General features: G+C 65.8%; 16 protein-coding genes. 6 read left to right on the plus strand and 10 right to left on the minus strand.

Annotated elements, in window-relative coordinates; translation table 11 throughout:
• Window positions 1–26: 26 nt before the first annotated feature.
• From DIE17_RS19320 to DIE17_RS19350, 7 genes are all read right to left on the minus strand, one after another.
• Entirely contained in the window at window positions 27–563 is a 537-nt protein-coding gene (locus tag DIE17_RS19320; protein WP_044844680.1) for a diacylglycerol kinase, read from the minus strand.
• Complete coding sequence (locus DIE17_RS19325) at window positions 560–1594, minus strand: glycosyltransferase family 1 protein (protein WP_124522482.1); 1035 nt, start codon at window positions 1592–1594, stop codon at window positions 560–562. Before DIE17_RS19325 ends, DIE17_RS19320 begins: the two co-directional genes overlap by 4 nt.
• A 30-nt stretch (window positions 1595–1624) precedes the next feature.
• Entirely contained in the window at window positions 1625–2563 is a 939-nt protein-coding gene (locus tag DIE17_RS19330; protein WP_124487222.1) for a UDP-2,3-diacylglucosamine diphosphatase, read from the minus strand.
• A gap of 259 nt (window positions 2564–2822) precedes the next feature.
• Window positions 2823–3335, minus strand: a complete 513-nt coding sequence (locus DIE17_RS19335) for an RDD family protein (RefSeq protein ID WP_124487223.1) — start codon at window positions 3333–3335, stop codon at window positions 2823–2825.
• 6 nt (window positions 3336–3341) lie between these two features.
• On the minus strand, window positions 3342–4103 hold the full coding sequence (locus tag DIE17_RS19340; RefSeq protein ID WP_124487224.1) for a DUF3106 domain-containing protein: 762 nt from the start codon (window positions 4101–4103) through the stop codon (window positions 3342–3344).
• 30 nt (window positions 4104–4133) lie between these two features.
• A complete protein-coding gene (locus DIE17_RS19345) occupies window positions 4134–4559 on the minus strand; it encodes a DUF3619 family protein (RefSeq protein ID WP_044844675.1) in 426 nt (141 codons plus the stop codon).
• Complete coding sequence (locus DIE17_RS19350; protein ID WP_040144687.1) at window positions 4556–5119, minus strand: RNA polymerase sigma factor; 564 nt, start codon at window positions 5117–5119, stop codon at window positions 4556–4558. The genes DIE17_RS19345 and DIE17_RS19350 overlap by 4 nt, the downstream gene beginning before the upstream one ends.
• A 352-nt stretch (window positions 5120–5471) precedes the next feature.
• Here DIE17_RS19350 and DIE17_RS19355 point away from each other — a divergent pair, with 352 nt between their 5' ends.
• From DIE17_RS19355 to DIE17_RS19385, 6 genes are all read left to right on the plus strand, one after another.
• Window positions 5472–7235 carry an acetolactate synthase 3 catalytic subunit gene (locus tag DIE17_RS19355; protein WP_044844674.1) on the plus strand — a complete coding sequence of 588 codons (1764 nt, stop codon included), beginning with the start codon at window positions 5472–5474 and terminating at the stop codon, window positions 7233–7235.
• A gap of 112 nt (window positions 7236–7347) precedes the next feature.
• Entirely contained in the window at window positions 7348–7839 is a 492-nt protein-coding gene (gene ilvN / locus DIE17_RS19360) for an acetolactate synthase small subunit (protein ID WP_034207977.1), read from the plus strand.
• A 104-nt stretch (window positions 7840–7943) separates the two neighbouring features.
• Complete coding sequence (gene ilvC / locus DIE17_RS19365) at window positions 7944–8960, plus strand: ketol-acid reductoisomerase (protein WP_044844673.1); 1017 nt, start codon at window positions 7944–7946, stop codon at window positions 8958–8960.
• A gap of 127 nt (window positions 8961–9087) precedes the next feature.
• Complete coding sequence (locus tag DIE17_RS19370; protein ID WP_039370565.1) at window positions 9088–9732, plus strand: phosphatidylserine decarboxylase; 645 nt, start codon at window positions 9088–9090, stop codon at window positions 9730–9732.
• A gap of 15 nt (window positions 9733–9747) precedes the next feature.
• Window positions 9748–10620 (plus strand): CDP-diacylglycerol--serine O-phosphatidyltransferase, encoded by an 873-nt coding sequence (gene pssA, locus DIE17_RS19375; RefSeq protein ID WP_044844672.1) that lies wholly within the window; start codon window positions 9748–9750, stop codon window positions 10618–10620.
• Window positions 10621–10944: 324 nt separating this feature from the next.
• Complete coding sequence (locus DIE17_RS19385) at window positions 10945–12489, plus strand: 2-isopropylmalate synthase (RefSeq protein WP_044844671.1); 1545 nt, start codon at window positions 10945–10947, stop codon at window positions 12487–12489.
• A 79-nt stretch (window positions 12490–12568) separates the two neighbouring features.
• On the opposite strand, the gene DIE17_RS19390 is transcribed toward DIE17_RS19385, so the two are convergent.
• The 3 genes from DIE17_RS19390 to DIE17_RS19400 form a co-directional block, all read right to left on the minus strand.
• Window positions 12569–14119, minus strand: a complete 1551-nt coding sequence (locus DIE17_RS19390) for a SulP family inorganic anion transporter (protein WP_124522484.1) — start codon at window positions 14117–14119, stop codon at window positions 12569–12571.
• A 36-nt stretch (window positions 14120–14155) separates the two neighbouring features.
• On the minus strand, window positions 14156–14797 hold the full coding sequence (locus tag DIE17_RS19395; protein ID WP_124522486.1) for a carbonic anhydrase: 642 nt from the start codon (window positions 14795–14797) through the stop codon (window positions 14156–14158).
• Window positions 14798–15183: 386 nt separating this feature from the next.
• The gene (locus tag DIE17_RS19400) at window positions 15184–15696 is read right to left on the minus strand and encodes a hypothetical protein (RefSeq protein WP_124487226.1); all 513 of its coding nucleotides are present in this window, start codon (window positions 15694–15696) and stop codon (window positions 15184–15186) included.
• Window positions 15697–15787 lie beyond the last annotated feature (91 nt).

Genomic DNA, 15787 nt, shown 5'->3' on the forward strand with positions numbered 1-15787 from the left:
GCACGCGGGCGGCGGCGCGGGGGTTGCTAGAAGCCGAGCCAGCGGGCGATCACCGGCCCGAGCACGAAGCCCCACGTCGTCACGCACGCGAACAGCGCGACCGTGACCGCCGCGCTGCCGAGATCCTTCGCGCGCTTCGACAATTCGTGGCGCTCGAGCGAGATGCGGTCGATCGCGGCCTCGACGCTCGAGTTCAGCAGCTCGACGATCAGCACGAGCAGCACCGACGCGATCAGCAGCGCGCGCGATGCGGCGGGGACCGGTGAGAACGCACCGATCGGCAGCATCAGCGCGGCGAGCGTGAGCTCCTGGCGAAACGCGCTCTCCTCGCGGATCGCGACGCGAAACCCGTTCAGCGAATGCTTGAGCGCGTACCACGCGCGCGTGATGCCGCGGTGGCGCTTGTACGGGTTCGGCGGCAGCGGCGCCAGGCGATCGTCGGGGCCGAGCGGTTCGTGCGGGTGCACGTCCGCGTCGGCGTGCGGCTCTTCTTCGTCGAACGGACGATGCAGTGGCGCCGTGATGGCAGGGGACGGGGTCTTGTCGTTCAGGTCTCGTTTCAAACGGCGGCACCTTCGGCGGGCGAGTACGCAGTCTTCGGCAGCGGCTTCAGATGCGACGCGAACTGCTCGGACGCCGCGCGCCACGAGAAGCGTTCGGCCCACGCGCGGGCCGTCTCGCGTTCGATCTTCAGCGCCTCCAGGCAGGCTTCCTGCAGGTCTTCGTGCATCGCGCCGGCATCGCCCCCGCCGAGCACGTCGATCGGGCCCGTGACGGGGTAGGCGGCGACCGGCGTGCCGCACGCGAGCGCCTCCAGCAGCACGAGGCCGAACGTGTCGGTGCGACTCGGGAACACGAACACGTCGGCCGCAGCATACACCTTGGCGAGCTCGGCTTGCGACAGTACGCCAAGATAGTTCGCTTCCGGGTAGCGCGACTTCAGCTCGGCGAGCGCCGGACCTTCGCCCGCGACCCACTTCGAGCCGGGCAGGTCGAGGCGCAGGAACGCCTCGACGTTCTTCTCGATCGCGACGCGGCCCACGTACAGGAAGATCGGCCGGGCGGTGTTGAGCACCTTCGACTCCATCGGCCGGAAGATGTCGAGATCGACGCCGCGCGTCCACAGCACGACGTTCGTGAAGCCGAACTTCTCGAGGTCCTGCTTCACGACCGGGGTCGGCGCCATCACCGCGAGCGACGGCCCGTGGAACCAGTGCAGGAACTTGTAGGTCGCCGACAGCGGAATCCCGAAGCGCGCCTGCACGTATTCCGGAAAGCGCGTGTGATACGCGGTCGTGTACGGCAGCTTGCGCGCGCGTGCATAGCGTCGCGCGGCGAGGCCGAGCGGGCCTTCGGTCGCGATGTGCAGCGCGTCGGGTGCGAACGCATCGATCCGCGCGCGCAGCTTGCGGTACGGCAGGATCGACAGGCGGATCTCGGGATAGGTCGGGCAGGGCACCGTGCGGAATTCCAGCGGCGTCAGCATTTCGACCCGGTGGCCGAGCGCGGTGAGTTCGCGGGTGGTGCTCTTCAGCGTGCGCACGACGCCGTTGACCTGCGGTTCCCACGCGTCGGTGACGATCATGATCTTCATCGCGGCATGTGTCCTGTAAGTGGAGTTGTGTCAGGCAGTGGCCTTGGCCTTGCGCGACGGGGCAACGGACGGCGCGGTGCGCATCGCCGTCCAGTAGACGACCTTCAGTTCGCCTTCCATCGTCTCGACGAGCGCGGACAGGCTCTCGACCCAGTCGCCGTCGTTGCAGTACAGCACGCCGTCGATGTCGCGGATCTCCGCCTTGTGGATGTGCCCGCACACGACGCCGTCGCAGCCGCGGCGGCGCGCCTCGTCGGTCATCACGGTCTCGAACTGCGAGATGAAGTTCACCGCGTTCTTCACCTGGTGCTTCAGGTACTGTGACAGCGACCAGTACTGGAACCCGAGCCGGCTGCGGATCCGGTTGAACCAGCGGTTCAGCACGAGGATCAGCGTGTAGAGCGTGTCGCCGAGATACGCGAGCCATTTCGCGTGCTGGATCACGCCGTCGAACAGGTCGCCGTGCACGATCCACAAACGTTTGCCGGCGAGCGTCGTGTGGAACGCCTCGCCGCGCACCTGGATGTCGCCGAATGCGAGGTCGCAGAACTGCCGCGCGCCTTCGTCGTGGTTGCCCGGGATGTAGACGACCTGCGTGCCCTTGCGCGCCTTGCGCAGCACCTTCTGCACGACATCGTTGTGCGCCTGCGGCCAGTACCAGCCCTTCTTCAGCTGCCAGCCGTCGATGATGTCGCCGACGAGGTACAGGTATTCCGAATCGTTGTGGCGCAGGAAATCGAGCAGGTACGGCGCCTGGCAGCCGCTCGAGCCGAGATGGATGTCGGACAGCCAGATCGTGCGGTAGCGATGCGTGGACGGCTCGGGGTCGTCGCGCTGCGTGACGTGTGCGGCCGCCGGTTCGTGCGGCGAAAGGGCATCGGTTGCGGCCGAGCCGGACAGGAAGGCGGTGACGGCGCGGGCGCCGAGCGGTTGACGGAACAGGGAGGTCGCGGACGTTTTCTGGCCCATGCATGACTCGCGCCGGTTGACATTACCGGCATTGCGCCATGCGGGCGTGACCATGCCGTGACAGTCACGAGACGTTCTTATTACTGTCGTCGCGGCGTGTTTAGCAGTGAATGTGGCGGTGTTGCGTAATCTGCCGAACCGACTGGCCTGCGGTTACCGTGCATGCCTCGCGGGGCGGGCGTGTGGGCGGTTTCGAGTGGTTTTGTCTGATGAATGCGCGGATGCGCGGAGCCGTCCCGCGATCACGCGAACCGCGCGGTCAGCGCGGAATCGCGACGACGCGCGTGCGGGCGATGCGGTCGTGCGGAAACTGGCGATCGCTATGCAGGCGGGCGGCGCCGGCCCAGACGACGATCCATGCGGCGGCGAGCGCGAGCGTGACGGGCACCGACAGGCCGAGGAGCGGATGCAGTGCGAGCGGCGGCAGGAACCACAGCCAGCCGAGCGCGTAGCGGACGAGCGCGTGGCCGGCGTTCAGCGGCCGGCCGCTCGACGATTCGAGCCGCAGCCGCCAGGTCTTCATCGGCAGCGTCTGGCCGCCATGGGTCCAGAACCAGACGAAGTACGCGCCGACGACGAGTGCGATCCACGCGGCGAGCAGGTTGTGATGGACGAGGCCGTTGCGCTGCTGCGTCGCGAGGCTGAAGGCGAGGGCGGCGAAGAATACGACGCCGAACAGCAGCACGGCTTCGTACAGCATCGCCGCGAGGCGCCGCCGCACGGACGGCGCGGCGGCGACGGCCGGGGCCTCGGTTGCGGGGGCGCTTGCCACGGCGGGTCAGGAACCCTTGAACATCGACGGCGCGTCGGCCGGCGACACGGGCGTGACGGTCGCGGGTGCGGGGGCGGTGCCGGACGTGGCCGATGCGGTCACCGGCGGCGCGCCGGCGCCGACCGATGCGGGCGCCGGTGCCGCAACAGGGTTGCTCGCCGGATGTTCGTGCGAATTGACGAGGCGGCGCACGTCGCGGTCGGCGACGGTCGGCGGCGCGCTGACGACGCTCGGCCGGCGCCGGCGCTCGGTCGCGGCGAGGCGCTGCTTCTGTTCTTCGGGCAGTTGCTGGTAGGCCTTCCATGCGCGCTCGCGCGCCTGCGCGGAAAGCTCCTTCGCGCTCTGGTAATTCTCGCGCGCGACGCGGCGCTGCTCGGGCGTCATCCGCGCCCACTCGGACATCCTGTCCTGCAGGTGCTTCTGCTCATCGGGCGTCAATTTCGCGAAACGGGACGCGATCTTCAGCCATTTGCGCTTGCGCGCATCGCTGAAGCCATCCCACTGATCGGCGAACGGCGCGAGTGCCGCGCGTTGCGCGGGCGTCAGGCGCGCCCACGAGAGCGGGCCGTTGGCGGCCGGCAGCGGCAGGGGCAGCGGGGCGAGTTCGGTGGTCAGGCCGGCCGCGGCCGAGGTCGGCGCGGGCGCGCTGCTGGCCGCGGCGGAGACCGTCGCGGGGGGCGGGTTGAATCGGGAATAGGTGGCGACGTAGGAAATGGCGATCGCGATCACGCATCCGAAAAATACGGCCAGGCCGCGTTTCTGACTCACCCGTGCGATCCCCTCGTTATTGTCTGTTTGTTAGCGTGTGTGCGAAAGATACGCGTTGAACCCGTGATCGAGATACGCGTTGAGCGGCAGGTCGTCGCTGAGCATCGCCGCGTCGATGTCGGCGAGTTCGGCGGTGCGCTGCATGTCTTCCCAGTACGCGATGCCGACGAGCCCCGCGAGCAGCAGCGCGAGCGGCCACGCGCGCAGCAGGCGGCGCGCGAACGACGTCTGCGGACGGCTCGCGGGCGGCGTGCCGTATGCGGCGGCGGCACCGGCGAAGGCGGGCACGAACACCGGCGCGGTGGCGGCTTCCGGCTTCTTGCGCGCGAGCGCGGCCCGGCGCGCGACGGCCAGACGATCGGTGGTCGCGGCAGGCAGCGCCGCGGCACGTTCGTCCAGTGCGCGGCGGACCTTCAGCGCGAATTCGTGTTCTCGATTTACGGGAGCGGAGCTCATAGCGTGATTCCTTTGGCCTTGAGCGCTTGCGCCAGGGCATGGGTGGCTCGCGAGCAGTGCGTCTTGACGCTGCCTTCGGAGCACCCCATTGCGGCGGCAGTCTCGGCGACATCCATATCTTCCCAATAACGCATCAGGAACGCTTCCCGTTGACGCGTCGGAAGTTTCTGGATTTCTTCGTCGATCAGGGCCAGAACCTGCTCCCGCTCGAGGCGGTGCTCGGTGCTCTCGACACCTGCATTGTCGTCCGCTGACTCGAGCGTTTCCAGCGGATCGAAGTCCTCGTCGTCCGTATTGTTGAGCGACGAGAACAGCGTGACCCAGGTGTTGCGGACCTTCTGCCGGCGGAACCAGTCGTGGATCGCGTTCTGCAGGATCCGCTGGAACAGCAGCGGCAGTTCGGCCGCCGGCCGGTCGCCGTATTTCTCCGCCAGCTTGATCATCGCGTCCTGCACGATGTCGAGCGACGCATCGTCGTCACGCACGGCGTACGCAGCCTGCTTGAACGCGCGCCTTTCGACGCCCGCCAGAAAGTCGGCGAGTTCCTTGTCTGATGCCATTCCGTAAAGGTATGCGCTGCGGACTGCGGCGTGTGAAAGGTCGAAAAATTTCGTAAAACCCGCGGATGCTAACAAATTTTCGCGCGACTTGGCACCGGTTGCGGCTCGCCCCGTTGCATGCGAGCCGCGTCCGCGGCCCGCCGGGCGGGGCGCATGATGCGCTGCGGGATATTTTGCTTGACGACCCAATCATGACCCGCTATCGTCAGTGATTCGCAACATGAAGTGATGGTCTCATTTGAGGCTGGCCCAAGAAGCCCGCCCTTCAAACTGGACGCGCCGCTTGAACCCGAGCCACAAGCCCGGCAGAGAGCACCCGATCAATTTTTTGCCGAAAATTCGAAAGGTCAAAATGAACATGCCCAGCGCGGAATTCTCCACGTCGGAACCCCTTTCCCCTCCCGATAGCGACTCCATCGGCGCCACCGTGCTCATGAAGGCACTGGCCGACGAAAACGTCGAATTCATCTGGGGCTACCCCGGCGGCTCGGTACTCTACATCTACGACGAGCTTTACAAGCAGGACAAGATTCAGCACGTGCTGGTGCGCCACGAACAGGCGGCCGTGCACGCAGCCGATGCGTATGCGCGTTCCACCGGCAATGTCGGCGTCTGTCTCGTGACGTCCGGCCCCGGTGTCACCAATGCGGTGACCGGCATCGCGACGGCCTACATGGATTCGATCCCGATGGTCGTGATCAGCGGCCAGGTGCCGACTGCCGCGATCGGCCAGGACGCGTTCCAGGAATGCGATACGGTCGGCATCACGCGTCCGTGCGTGAAGCACAACTTCCTCGTGAAGGACGTGCGCGACCTCGCGGAAACCGTCAAGAAGGCGTTCTACATCGCCCGCACCGGCCGTCCGGGCCCGGTGCTGATCGACATCCCGAAGGACATCTCGAAGACGCCGTGCCAGTACGAGCCGGTCAAGAGCGTGTCGCTGCGCTCGTACAACCCCGTCACGAAGGGCCATTCGGGCCAGATCCGCAAGGCCGTGTCGCTGCTGCTGTCGGCGAAGCGTCCCTATATCTACACGGGCGGCGGCATCATCCTCGCCGATGCGGCACGCGAACTGAACCAATTCGCCGACCTGCTCGGCTACCCGGTCACGAACACGCTGATGGGCCTCGGCGGCTATCGCGCGTCGGACAAGAAATTCCTCGGCATGCTCGGCATGCACGGCACCTACGAAGCGAACATGGCGATGCAGCACTGTGACGTGCTGATCGCGATCGGCGCGCGCTTCGACGACCGCGTGATCGGCGACCCGGCGCACTTCGCGTCGCGTCCGCGCAAGATCATCCACATCGACATCGACCCGTCGTCGATCTCGAAGCGCGTGAAGGTCGACATCCCGATCGTCGGCGACGTGAAGGAAGTGCTGAAGGAACTGATCGAGCAGTTGCAGACGGCCGAGCACGGCCCCGACACCGACGCGCTCGCGCAATGGTGGAAGGACATCGAAAGCTGGCGCGCGAAAGACTGCCTGAAGTTCGACCGCGACAGCGAGATCATCAAGCCGCAGTACGTGGTCGAGAAGGCGTGGGAGCTGACGGACGGCAACGCGTTCGTGTGCTCGGACGTCGGCCAGCACCAGATGTGGGCCGCGCAGTTCTACCGTTTCAACAAGCCGCGTCGCTGGATCAACTCCGGCGGCCTCGGCACGATGGGCTTCGGCCTGCCGGCAGCGATGGGCGTCAAGATGGCGCACCCGGACGACGACGTGCTGTGCATCACGGGCGAAGGCTCGATCCAGATGTGCATCCAGGAACTGTCGACCTGCCTGCAGTACGACACGCCCGTGAAGATCATTTCGCTGAACAACCGCTATCTGGGCATGGTCCGCCAGTGGCAGCAGATCGAATACAGCAAGCGCTATTCGCATTCGTACATGGATGCGCTGCCCGATTTCGTGAAGCTCGCCGAAGCGTACGGCCATGTCGGCATGCGGATCGAAAAGACCTCGGATGTGGAGCCGGCGCTGAAGGAAGCGCTGCGCCTGAAGGACCGCACCGTGTTTCTCGACTTCCAGACCGATCCGACCGAAAACGTCTGGCCGATGGTACAGGCCGGCAAGGGCATCACCGAGATGCTGCTCGGATCGGAAGATCTGTAACGGCGCGACGCGCGTCCAGGCCGGGAGCGGCCGCCTTCACGAAGGGCGGTGCGGCACCGGGCGGCGCGCGGCGCGAGTGAATCGACACGGACACATTCTGGAAGAAGCGAACATGAGACACATCATTTCCGTCCTGCTGGAAAACGAACCGGGCGCGCTGTCGCGCGTGGTCGGTCTGTTTTCCGCACGCGGCTACAACATCGAAACCTTGACGGTGGCGCCGACCGAAGACCAATCGCTGTCGCGGCTCACCATCGTTTCCATTGGCTCCGACGACGTGATCGAACAGATCACGAAGCATCTGAACCGCCTGATCGAGGTGGTGAAAGTGGTGGACCTGACCGACGGTGCACACATCGAACGCGAGCTGATGCTGATCAAGGTACGTGCAGTGGGCAAGGAGCGCGAAGAAATGAAGCGGATGTCGGACATTTTCCGCGGCCGCATCATCGACGTGACCGAAAAGACCTACACGATCGAATTGACGGGCGCGAGCGACAAGCTCGACGCATTCATCCAGGGGCTGGACGCCACCGCGATCCTAGAGACCGTGCGTACCGGCAGCTCCGGCATCGGACGCGGCGAGCGCATCCTGAAGGTGTGATGCCGAAATTGCCAAAGAGGCACGCCGGGTGCGCCGTCATGTCCCGGCCCGCAGTACTCCATCTGAACGAATTGTTGAATTTTTGAATTAGCGAAGGAACCATCATGAACGTTTTCTACGACAAAGACGCTGACCTCTCCCTCATCAAGGGCAAGCAAGTCACGATCATCGGCTACGGCTCGCAAGGCCATGCACACGCACTGAACCTGAAGGACAGCGGCGTGAACGTGACGGTCGGCCTTCGCAAGGACGGCGCGTCGTGGAGCAAGGCTGAAAACGCAGGCCTCGCGGTCAAGGAAGTCGCGGAAGCGGTGAAGGGCGCGGACGTCGTCATGATGCTGCTGCCGGACGAGCAGATCGCCGACGTGTACGCGAAGGAAGTGCACGCGAACATCAAGCAGGGCGCGGCGCTGGCATTCGCGCACGGCTTCAACGTCCACTACGGCCAGGTGATCCCGCGCGCCGACCTCGACGTGATCATGATCGCGCCGAAGGCTCCGGGCCACACCGTGCGCGGCACGTACTCGCAAGGTGGCGGCGTGCCGCACCTGATCGCGGTTGCGCAGAACAAGTCGGGCGCGGCACGCGACATCGCGCTGTCGTACGCGGCAGCGAACGGCGGCGGCCGTGCCGGCATCATCGAGACGAACTTCCGTGAAGAGACCGAAACCGACCTGTTCGGCGAGCAGGCCGTGCTGTGCGGCGGTACCGTCGAGCTGATCAAGGCAGGTTTCGAGACGCTGGTCGAAGCCGGCTACGCGCCGGAAATGGCGTACTTCGAGTGCCTGCACGAACTGAAGCTGATCGTCGACCTGATCTACGAAGGCGGCATCGCGAACATGAACTACTCGATCTCGAACAACGCCGAGTACGGCGAGTACGTGACGGGCCCGCGCGTCGTCACGGAAGAGACGAAGAAGGCGATGAAGCAGTGCCTGACCGACATCCAGACGGGCGAGTACGCCAAGAGCTTCATCCTCGAGAACAAGGCAGGCGCCCCGACGCTGCAGTCGCGCCGCCGCCTGACGGCCGAGCACCAGATCGAGCAGGTCGGTGCGAAGCTGCGCGCGATGATGCCGTGGATCGCGAAGAACAAGCTCGTCGACCAGACGAAGAACTAAGCACCGCGTGCTGCTCCGGCCCTTCGAGTGGAGGGTCGGTTTCAAAAAGCCGTCCGAAGGCAGCAGTGCCCCGGGCGGCTTTTGCTATCCTACGGGCTTTGCAATTCACCGAACACCGAACGAACCCATGAACTATCCTCATCCGATCATCGCGCGCGAAGGCTGGCCGTTCATCGCGATTGCAGCCGTCATCGCGTTGTTGATCCACGCCGTCGGGGGCTTCGGCTTCGCATGGCCGTTCTGGCTGCTGCTCGTCTTCGTCGTCCAGTTCTTCCGCGATCCGCAGCGCCCGATCCCGGCGCAGCCGAATGCGGTGCTGTGCCCGGCCGACGGCCGCATCGTCGCGGTCGAGACCACGCAGGATCCGTACGCGAACCGCGAAGCGCTGAAGATCAGCGTGTTCATGAATGTCTTCAACGTTCACTCGCAGCGTTCGCCGGTCGACGGCGCGATCTCCAAGGTCGAGTACTTCCCGGGCGCGTTCCTGAACGCGGCGATCGACAAGGCGTCGACCGAGAACGAGCGCAATGCGGTCGTGATCCAGACGGCGAGCGGCAAGACCGTCACCGCCGTGCAGATCGCCGGCCTCGTCGCCCGCCGGATCCTCTGCTACGTGCGCGCCGGCGAGCCGCTGTCGCGCGGCCAGCGCTACGGTTTCATCCGCTTCGGTTCGCGCGTCGACGTGTATCTGCCGCTCGGCAGCCGCGCGAAGGTGTCGATCGGCGAGAAGGTCTACGCGTCGTCGACGATCCTCGCCGAGCTCGAACAGTAAGCGGCGGGGCGCACGATGGCCGCATTCAAACCGCGTCGGCCGCGTAACGGCTCCGGCCAGACGCCACGTCCGTTCCGCCGCAACAAGGGAATGGCGCCCGATCCCGCGCCGCTCGAGAGCCGCCGCGCCGCGCGCCAGCGGTTCCTGAAGACGCGTGGCATCTATCTGCTGCCGAACGCATTCACGACCGCCGCGCTGTTCTGCGGCTTCTTTGCGGTCGTGCAGGCGATGAACGTGCGCTTCGAGATCGCCGCGATCGCGATCTTCGTCGCGATGGTGCTCGACGGGATGGACGGGCGCGTCGCGCGCATGACGCATACGCAAAGCGCGTTCGGCGAACAGTTCGACAGCCTGTCGGACATGGTGTCGTTCGGCGTCGCGCCCGCGCTCGTGATGTACGAGTGGGTGCTGAAGGATCTCGGCCGCTGGGGCTGGCTCGCCGCGTTCGTCTATTGCTCGGGCGCCGCGCTGCGTCTCGCGCGCTTCAACACGAACATCGGCAGCGTCGACAAGCGCTTCTTCCAGGGGCTGCCGAGCCCGGCCGCCGCCGCGCTGATCGCCGGCTTCGTCTGGCTCGCGACCGACAATCGCGTGCCGATGAAGCTCGGCTGGCTGCCCTGGGTCGCGTTTGCACTGACGATCTATGCGGGCGTGACGATGGTGTCGAACGCGCCGTTCTACAGCGGCAAGGCGCTCGACGTGCGGCACCGCGTGCCGTTCGCGGCGATCCTGCTGGTCGTCGTCGCGTTCGTGCTCGTGTCGTCCGATCCGCCGCTGATGCTGTTCTGCCTGTTCGTGCTGTACGGGCTGTCCGGCTACGTGTTCTGGGCCTACATGGCCGTGCGCGGACGGGCGAATCCCGCGCGCTCGTCGCAACGCGACCACTGACGCGCAACCTGTCCGGAAGCGGCGGCCTCGGAGGTGATTCCGGGCCGCCGTTTTCATTTGCCCCTTTTTCGTGCGTCGGAGCCCGGTATCCCGGGTGCCGTCCGATTGCGCACCCGGCGGAATGTCGCTATAGTCTTCGGCATGACTGCATTTCCCCGCCTCTCCCTCCTTCTAGCCGGTGCGCCGCTACGCGCGCTAGCTTTGGCGCGCCTGCCGCGCTGACCGTTCTCGCCCTCCGTCAAGCCTCGTCTGTTGTTGAGCGTCGCCAGCGGTGGCGCGATCTCATTACGTTCGATTCCCGTATAAAGAGCCCTGGAGCCCCCCATGACAGACAAGCTGATCATTTTCGATACGACGTTGCGTGACGGTGAACAATCGCCCGGCGCGTCGATGACGAAGGAAGAGAAAATCCGCATCGCGAAGCATCTCGAGCGGATGAAGGTCGACGTGATCGAGGCCGGTTTCGCGGCCAGCTCGAACGGCGACTTCGACGCGATCCACACGATCGCCGGTCTCGTGAAGGACAGCACGATCTGCTCGCTGGCGCGCGCCAACGACAAGGACATCCAGCGTGCGGCCGACGCGCTGAAGCCGGCCAACAGCTCGCGGATCCACACGTTCATCGCGACGTCGCCGCTGCACATGGAAAAGAAGCTGCGCATGACGCCGGACCAGGTGTTCGAGCAGGCGCGCCTCGCGGTGCGCTTCGCGCGCAAGTTCACCGACAACGTCGAATTCTCGCCGGAAGACGGCAGCCGTTCGGATCTCGACTTCCTGTGCCGCGTGCTGGAAGCGGTGATCGCCGAGGGGGCGACGACGATCAACATCGCCGACACGGTCGGCTACGGCGTGCCGGAGCTCTACGGCAACCTCGTGAAGACGCTGCGCGAACGCATTCCGAACTCGGACAAGGCGATCTTCTCCGTGCATTGCCACAACGATCTCGGGATGGCGGTGGCCAACTCGCTCGCCGGCGTGAAGATCGGCGGCGCGCGCCAGGTCGAGTGCACGATCAACGGTCTCGGCGAGCGCGCGGGCAACACGTCGCTCGAGGAAATCGTGATGGCCGTGAAGACCCGCAAGGACTACTTCGGCCTCGACGTCGGCATCGACACGACGCAGATCGTGCCGACCTCGAAGCTCGTGTCGCAGATCACCGGTTTCGTCGTGCAGCCGAACAAGGCGGTGGTCGGCGCCAACGCGTTCGCGCACGCGTCGGGCATCCACCAGGACGGCGTGCTGAAGGCGCGCGACACCTACGAAATCATGCGCGCGGAAGACGTGGGCTGGACCGCGAACAAGATCGTGCTCGGCAAGCTGTCGGGCCGCAACGCGTTCAAGCAGCGCCTGCAGGAGCTCGGCGTGTCGCTCGACAGCGAAGCCGAACTGAACGCCGCGTTCATGCGCTTCAAGGACCTCGCCGACCGCAAGGCCGAGATCTTCGACGAAGACATCATCGCGATCGTCTCGGAAGAATCGGCGCTCGCGCACGAGCAGGAGCACTTCAAGTTCGTGTCGCTGTCGCAGCGTTCGGAGACGGGCGAGCAGCCGCAGGCGAAGATCGTGTTCGCGGTCGAAGGCAAGGAAGTGACCGGCGAGGCACGCGGCAACGGGCCGGTCGACGCGACGTTCAATGCGATCGAGGGTGAAGTCGGCAGCGGTTCCGAACTGCTGCTGTACTCGGTGAACGCGATCACGACCGGCACGCAGGCGCAGGGCGAAGTGACGGTCCGGCTGTCGAAGAGCGGGCGGATCGTCAACGGTGTCGGCACCGATCCGGACATCGTCGCCGCGTCCGCGAAGGCGTACATCTCGGCGCTGAACAAGCTGCATTCGAAGGACGACAAGGTCAACCCGCAGCGCGCGTAAGCGCTGCGCGTCGAGCGCCCGAAGCACACGAAACGCCCCGAGCGGCCTCGCGCCGCGCGGGGCGTTTTTCATGCGCCGCTCATTCGGCGGCCGGCGCGCGGAACGACCAGCGGCGCGCGGCCGGGCGGGGCGCCGGGCTGCGGCGGCGGAATTCGACCGCGATCCCGCGCCGCGGCGCATCGGCGATGAACGCGTCGAGCAGTTCGAGCACGTCGTGGTCGATGTAGTCGGCGCGCGTCGCGTCGATGATCACGGCCGCGCGGTCCGGAATGTGCCGCAGGTGATGCTTGACCTGCACCTTGCCGAGGAACGACACGTCCTTGCGGAACGACAGCAGGAAGTGGTCGTCGTGCTGCGCGAGCGTGACGGGGCTCTTCAGGTTCGCCACCGCGACCGCCAGCACGCTGCAGGCGAGGCCGAGCGCGATGCCGAACAGCAGGTCGACCGCCAGCACGCCCGCGATCGTCGCGGCGAACGGCACGAACGCGGCCGGGCCCTGCTTCAGCACCGAGCGGAACAGCGCCGGTTTGGCGAGCTTGAAGCCGGTGTGGATCAGTATCGCCGCGAGGCTCGCGAGCGGGATCAGGTTGATCAGCCCGGTGAGCGCGAACACGCTGGCGAGCAGCAGGATCCCGTGCACGATCGCCGACATCCGGCTTTGGGCACCCGCGTTCACGTTGACCGAACTGCGCACGATCACCGACGTGATCGGCAGCCCGCCGACCGCGCCCGCGACGAGATTGCCGACGCCCTGGGCCTTGAGTTCGCGGTCCGGCTGGGTCGGCCGGCGCTTCGGATCGATCTGTTCTACCGCCTCCAGGCTCAGCAGCGTCTCGAGGCTCGCGACGACCGCGAGCGTGATCGCGACGCGCCACACGTCCGGATTGACGAGTTGCGCGAAGTTCGGGCCGAGCTCGGCATGCTTCAGCGATGCCGCGAGCGCCGCGAACGATTCGAGCTCCGGCAGCGTGACGCGATGCGCGGCGCCCGGCGCGACCGACGGTGCAACGACGCCGAGCACCAGCGTCGCGCCGATGCCGAACACGACGACCGCGAGCGGCGCAGGCACCGCGCGTACCCAGCCGAAGCGCTTGAGCGCGGGCGTGTCCCACGCGACCAGCAGCGCGAGCGAGATGAGCGCGATGGCCGTTGCGGCCCAGGCGGTCGGCAGGCCGGGCCACGATGCAAACGATTGCGCGGCCGGCCCGCCGATGCCGAATGCGAACGGAATCTGCTTCACGACCAGCAGCAGGCCGATCGCCGCGAGCATGCCCTTGATGACGGGCGACGGTACGTACGCGGCGAAGCGGCCGGCGCGCAGCATGCCGAAGCCGAACTGCAGCACGCCGGACAGCAGCACAGCGAGCAGGAACGCGGAAAAGCTGCCGAGTTGCGCGATCCCTTCGACGACGATCACGACGAGGCCGGCGGCCGGCCCGCTGACCGACAGTGACGAGCCGCTCAACAGCGCGACGATGATCCCGCCGACGATGCCGGACACGAGCCCGGCGAACGGCTCGACGCCGGACGCATTGGCGATGCCGAGACATAACGGCAGCGCGACGAGGAACACGACGATGCCGGCGACGATGTCGCGCGGCAGGGTGGACAGGCGGTCGTTCAGTTTCATGGTTGGGGTGATTTCATTGGCGTAGGGAGGGGCGGATCAGCCGAGAGCGGCGGCCATGGCGGCATGCTCCGGTTCGGCTTCGGCCGGCGCTGTCGTGTAGCCGGAATCGAGTTCCTTCAGGCGGCCGTCGGCAAGCGAAAAGATCCAGCCGTGCACGAGCGGCGGCCGCTGCCGGCCATGCACGATCGGCGAAGCGCGCAGCAGCCGCACCTGTTCGAGCACGTTAAGTTCCGCCAGGCGGTCGGCGGCGGCCGTGTCGTCGAGTCCGTCGAGCGTGTCGCGATGGCGCCGTGCAAGCGCGCACAGCGGCGCGATGCGGCGCGCGACGTGCGGCAGGTCGGCCGGCGGCGGCAGCAGCGACGCGCGCACCCCGCCGCATCCGTAGTGGCCGCACACGATCACGTGGTCGACTTCGAGCACGCGCACAGCGTACTCGAGCACGCTCGCGGAATTGTCGTCGTCGGGATGGAACAGGTTCGCGATGTTGCGATGGACGAACAGCTCGCCGGGCACGCAGTGCGTGATGGTTTCGGCTGGCACCCGGCTGTCGGCGCAGCCGATCCACAGCACGCGCGGATTCTGGCCGCGCGCGAGTGCGTCGAAGAAACCGGGCGTGTGCTCGTGCGTCTCGCGGGCCCAGGCGATGTTGGCAACCAGCATGCTCTTGGGGCGATTCATGAGGACTCCTTTCTGATAAGGACAAACAAATACCGGACGAAGTGGAGCAATAGGATGCTTTCTAAATTGAAAGGTTCAATTTCATCCGATATTAGGGGTATGCCCTAACATCCGGTGCCAATGATACAAATTGTTTCAACTCGATCTGGCGAGGTGCACCGAATGCACCAATGCAACGCATGACATGTATCGTACATGCCTGTTTCCTCCTGGCGGCCGCGTGGCGCGGGGCTCATCGCGATGCTTTGGGCGCATATTCGATCGGAAAGGATTGCTGCTTCAATTCGAAATTAATCGAATATGACGGAAAAAATGAAATGGCCATTCACGCAGCAATTCGTGAATGGCCATTGTGAAAATTTCGCGTAAATGCGCAATCGATCCGATCAGAACAGATTGCGGCGGTCGGGATCGTGCAGCGGGTCCGGTGTTTTCTGCGTGGTGCGCAGGATGCCCTGCGGGTCGAAGTAGAAGCTGTACATCATGTACCAGACGTTGTCTTCGAGATAGCGGTAGGTCCATACCTCGCGCTTCATCAGCGGGAAGTAGGACGTCTCGACCGGGCGGCCGAAATTGACGAGCACGTCGGTCTTGGTCCACTTGCCGATATCCGCGCGATAGAACTCGCTCGGCTGCAGCACCTGGCGCACGTTGACGATCCGGTGGGCCGCGTCGACGTCGGCCGCGATGGTGATCTCGCCCATCGGCTGGGTCGGCCACATCAGGCGCTTGCCGCCGCCGGGCAGGTCGTAGATCTCGCGCGGCGGGCCCATGCGCGCGACGATCGCCGACTCGTCCTGGCCGGCCTGGTATTGCTGCCACGGTTGCGCACAGCCGGCGAGCAGCGCCGCCGCACAGGCGACCAGCACCGGCAGGCGCGCGGGAATGCGAATGCGCATGGGATCCTCCAGAACGCTCTAACCGTTCAGTTGTATCACGGACGGCGCGCGCCGGCGCATCGTGCCGAAAAAATCGGTGCGGATCGCCGGC

The sequence above is a fragment of the Burkholderia sp. Bp9099 genome (assembly GCF_003857805.1).
Classification (GTDB): domain Bacteria; phylum Pseudomonadota; class Gammaproteobacteria; order Burkholderiales; family Burkholderiaceae; genus Burkholderia.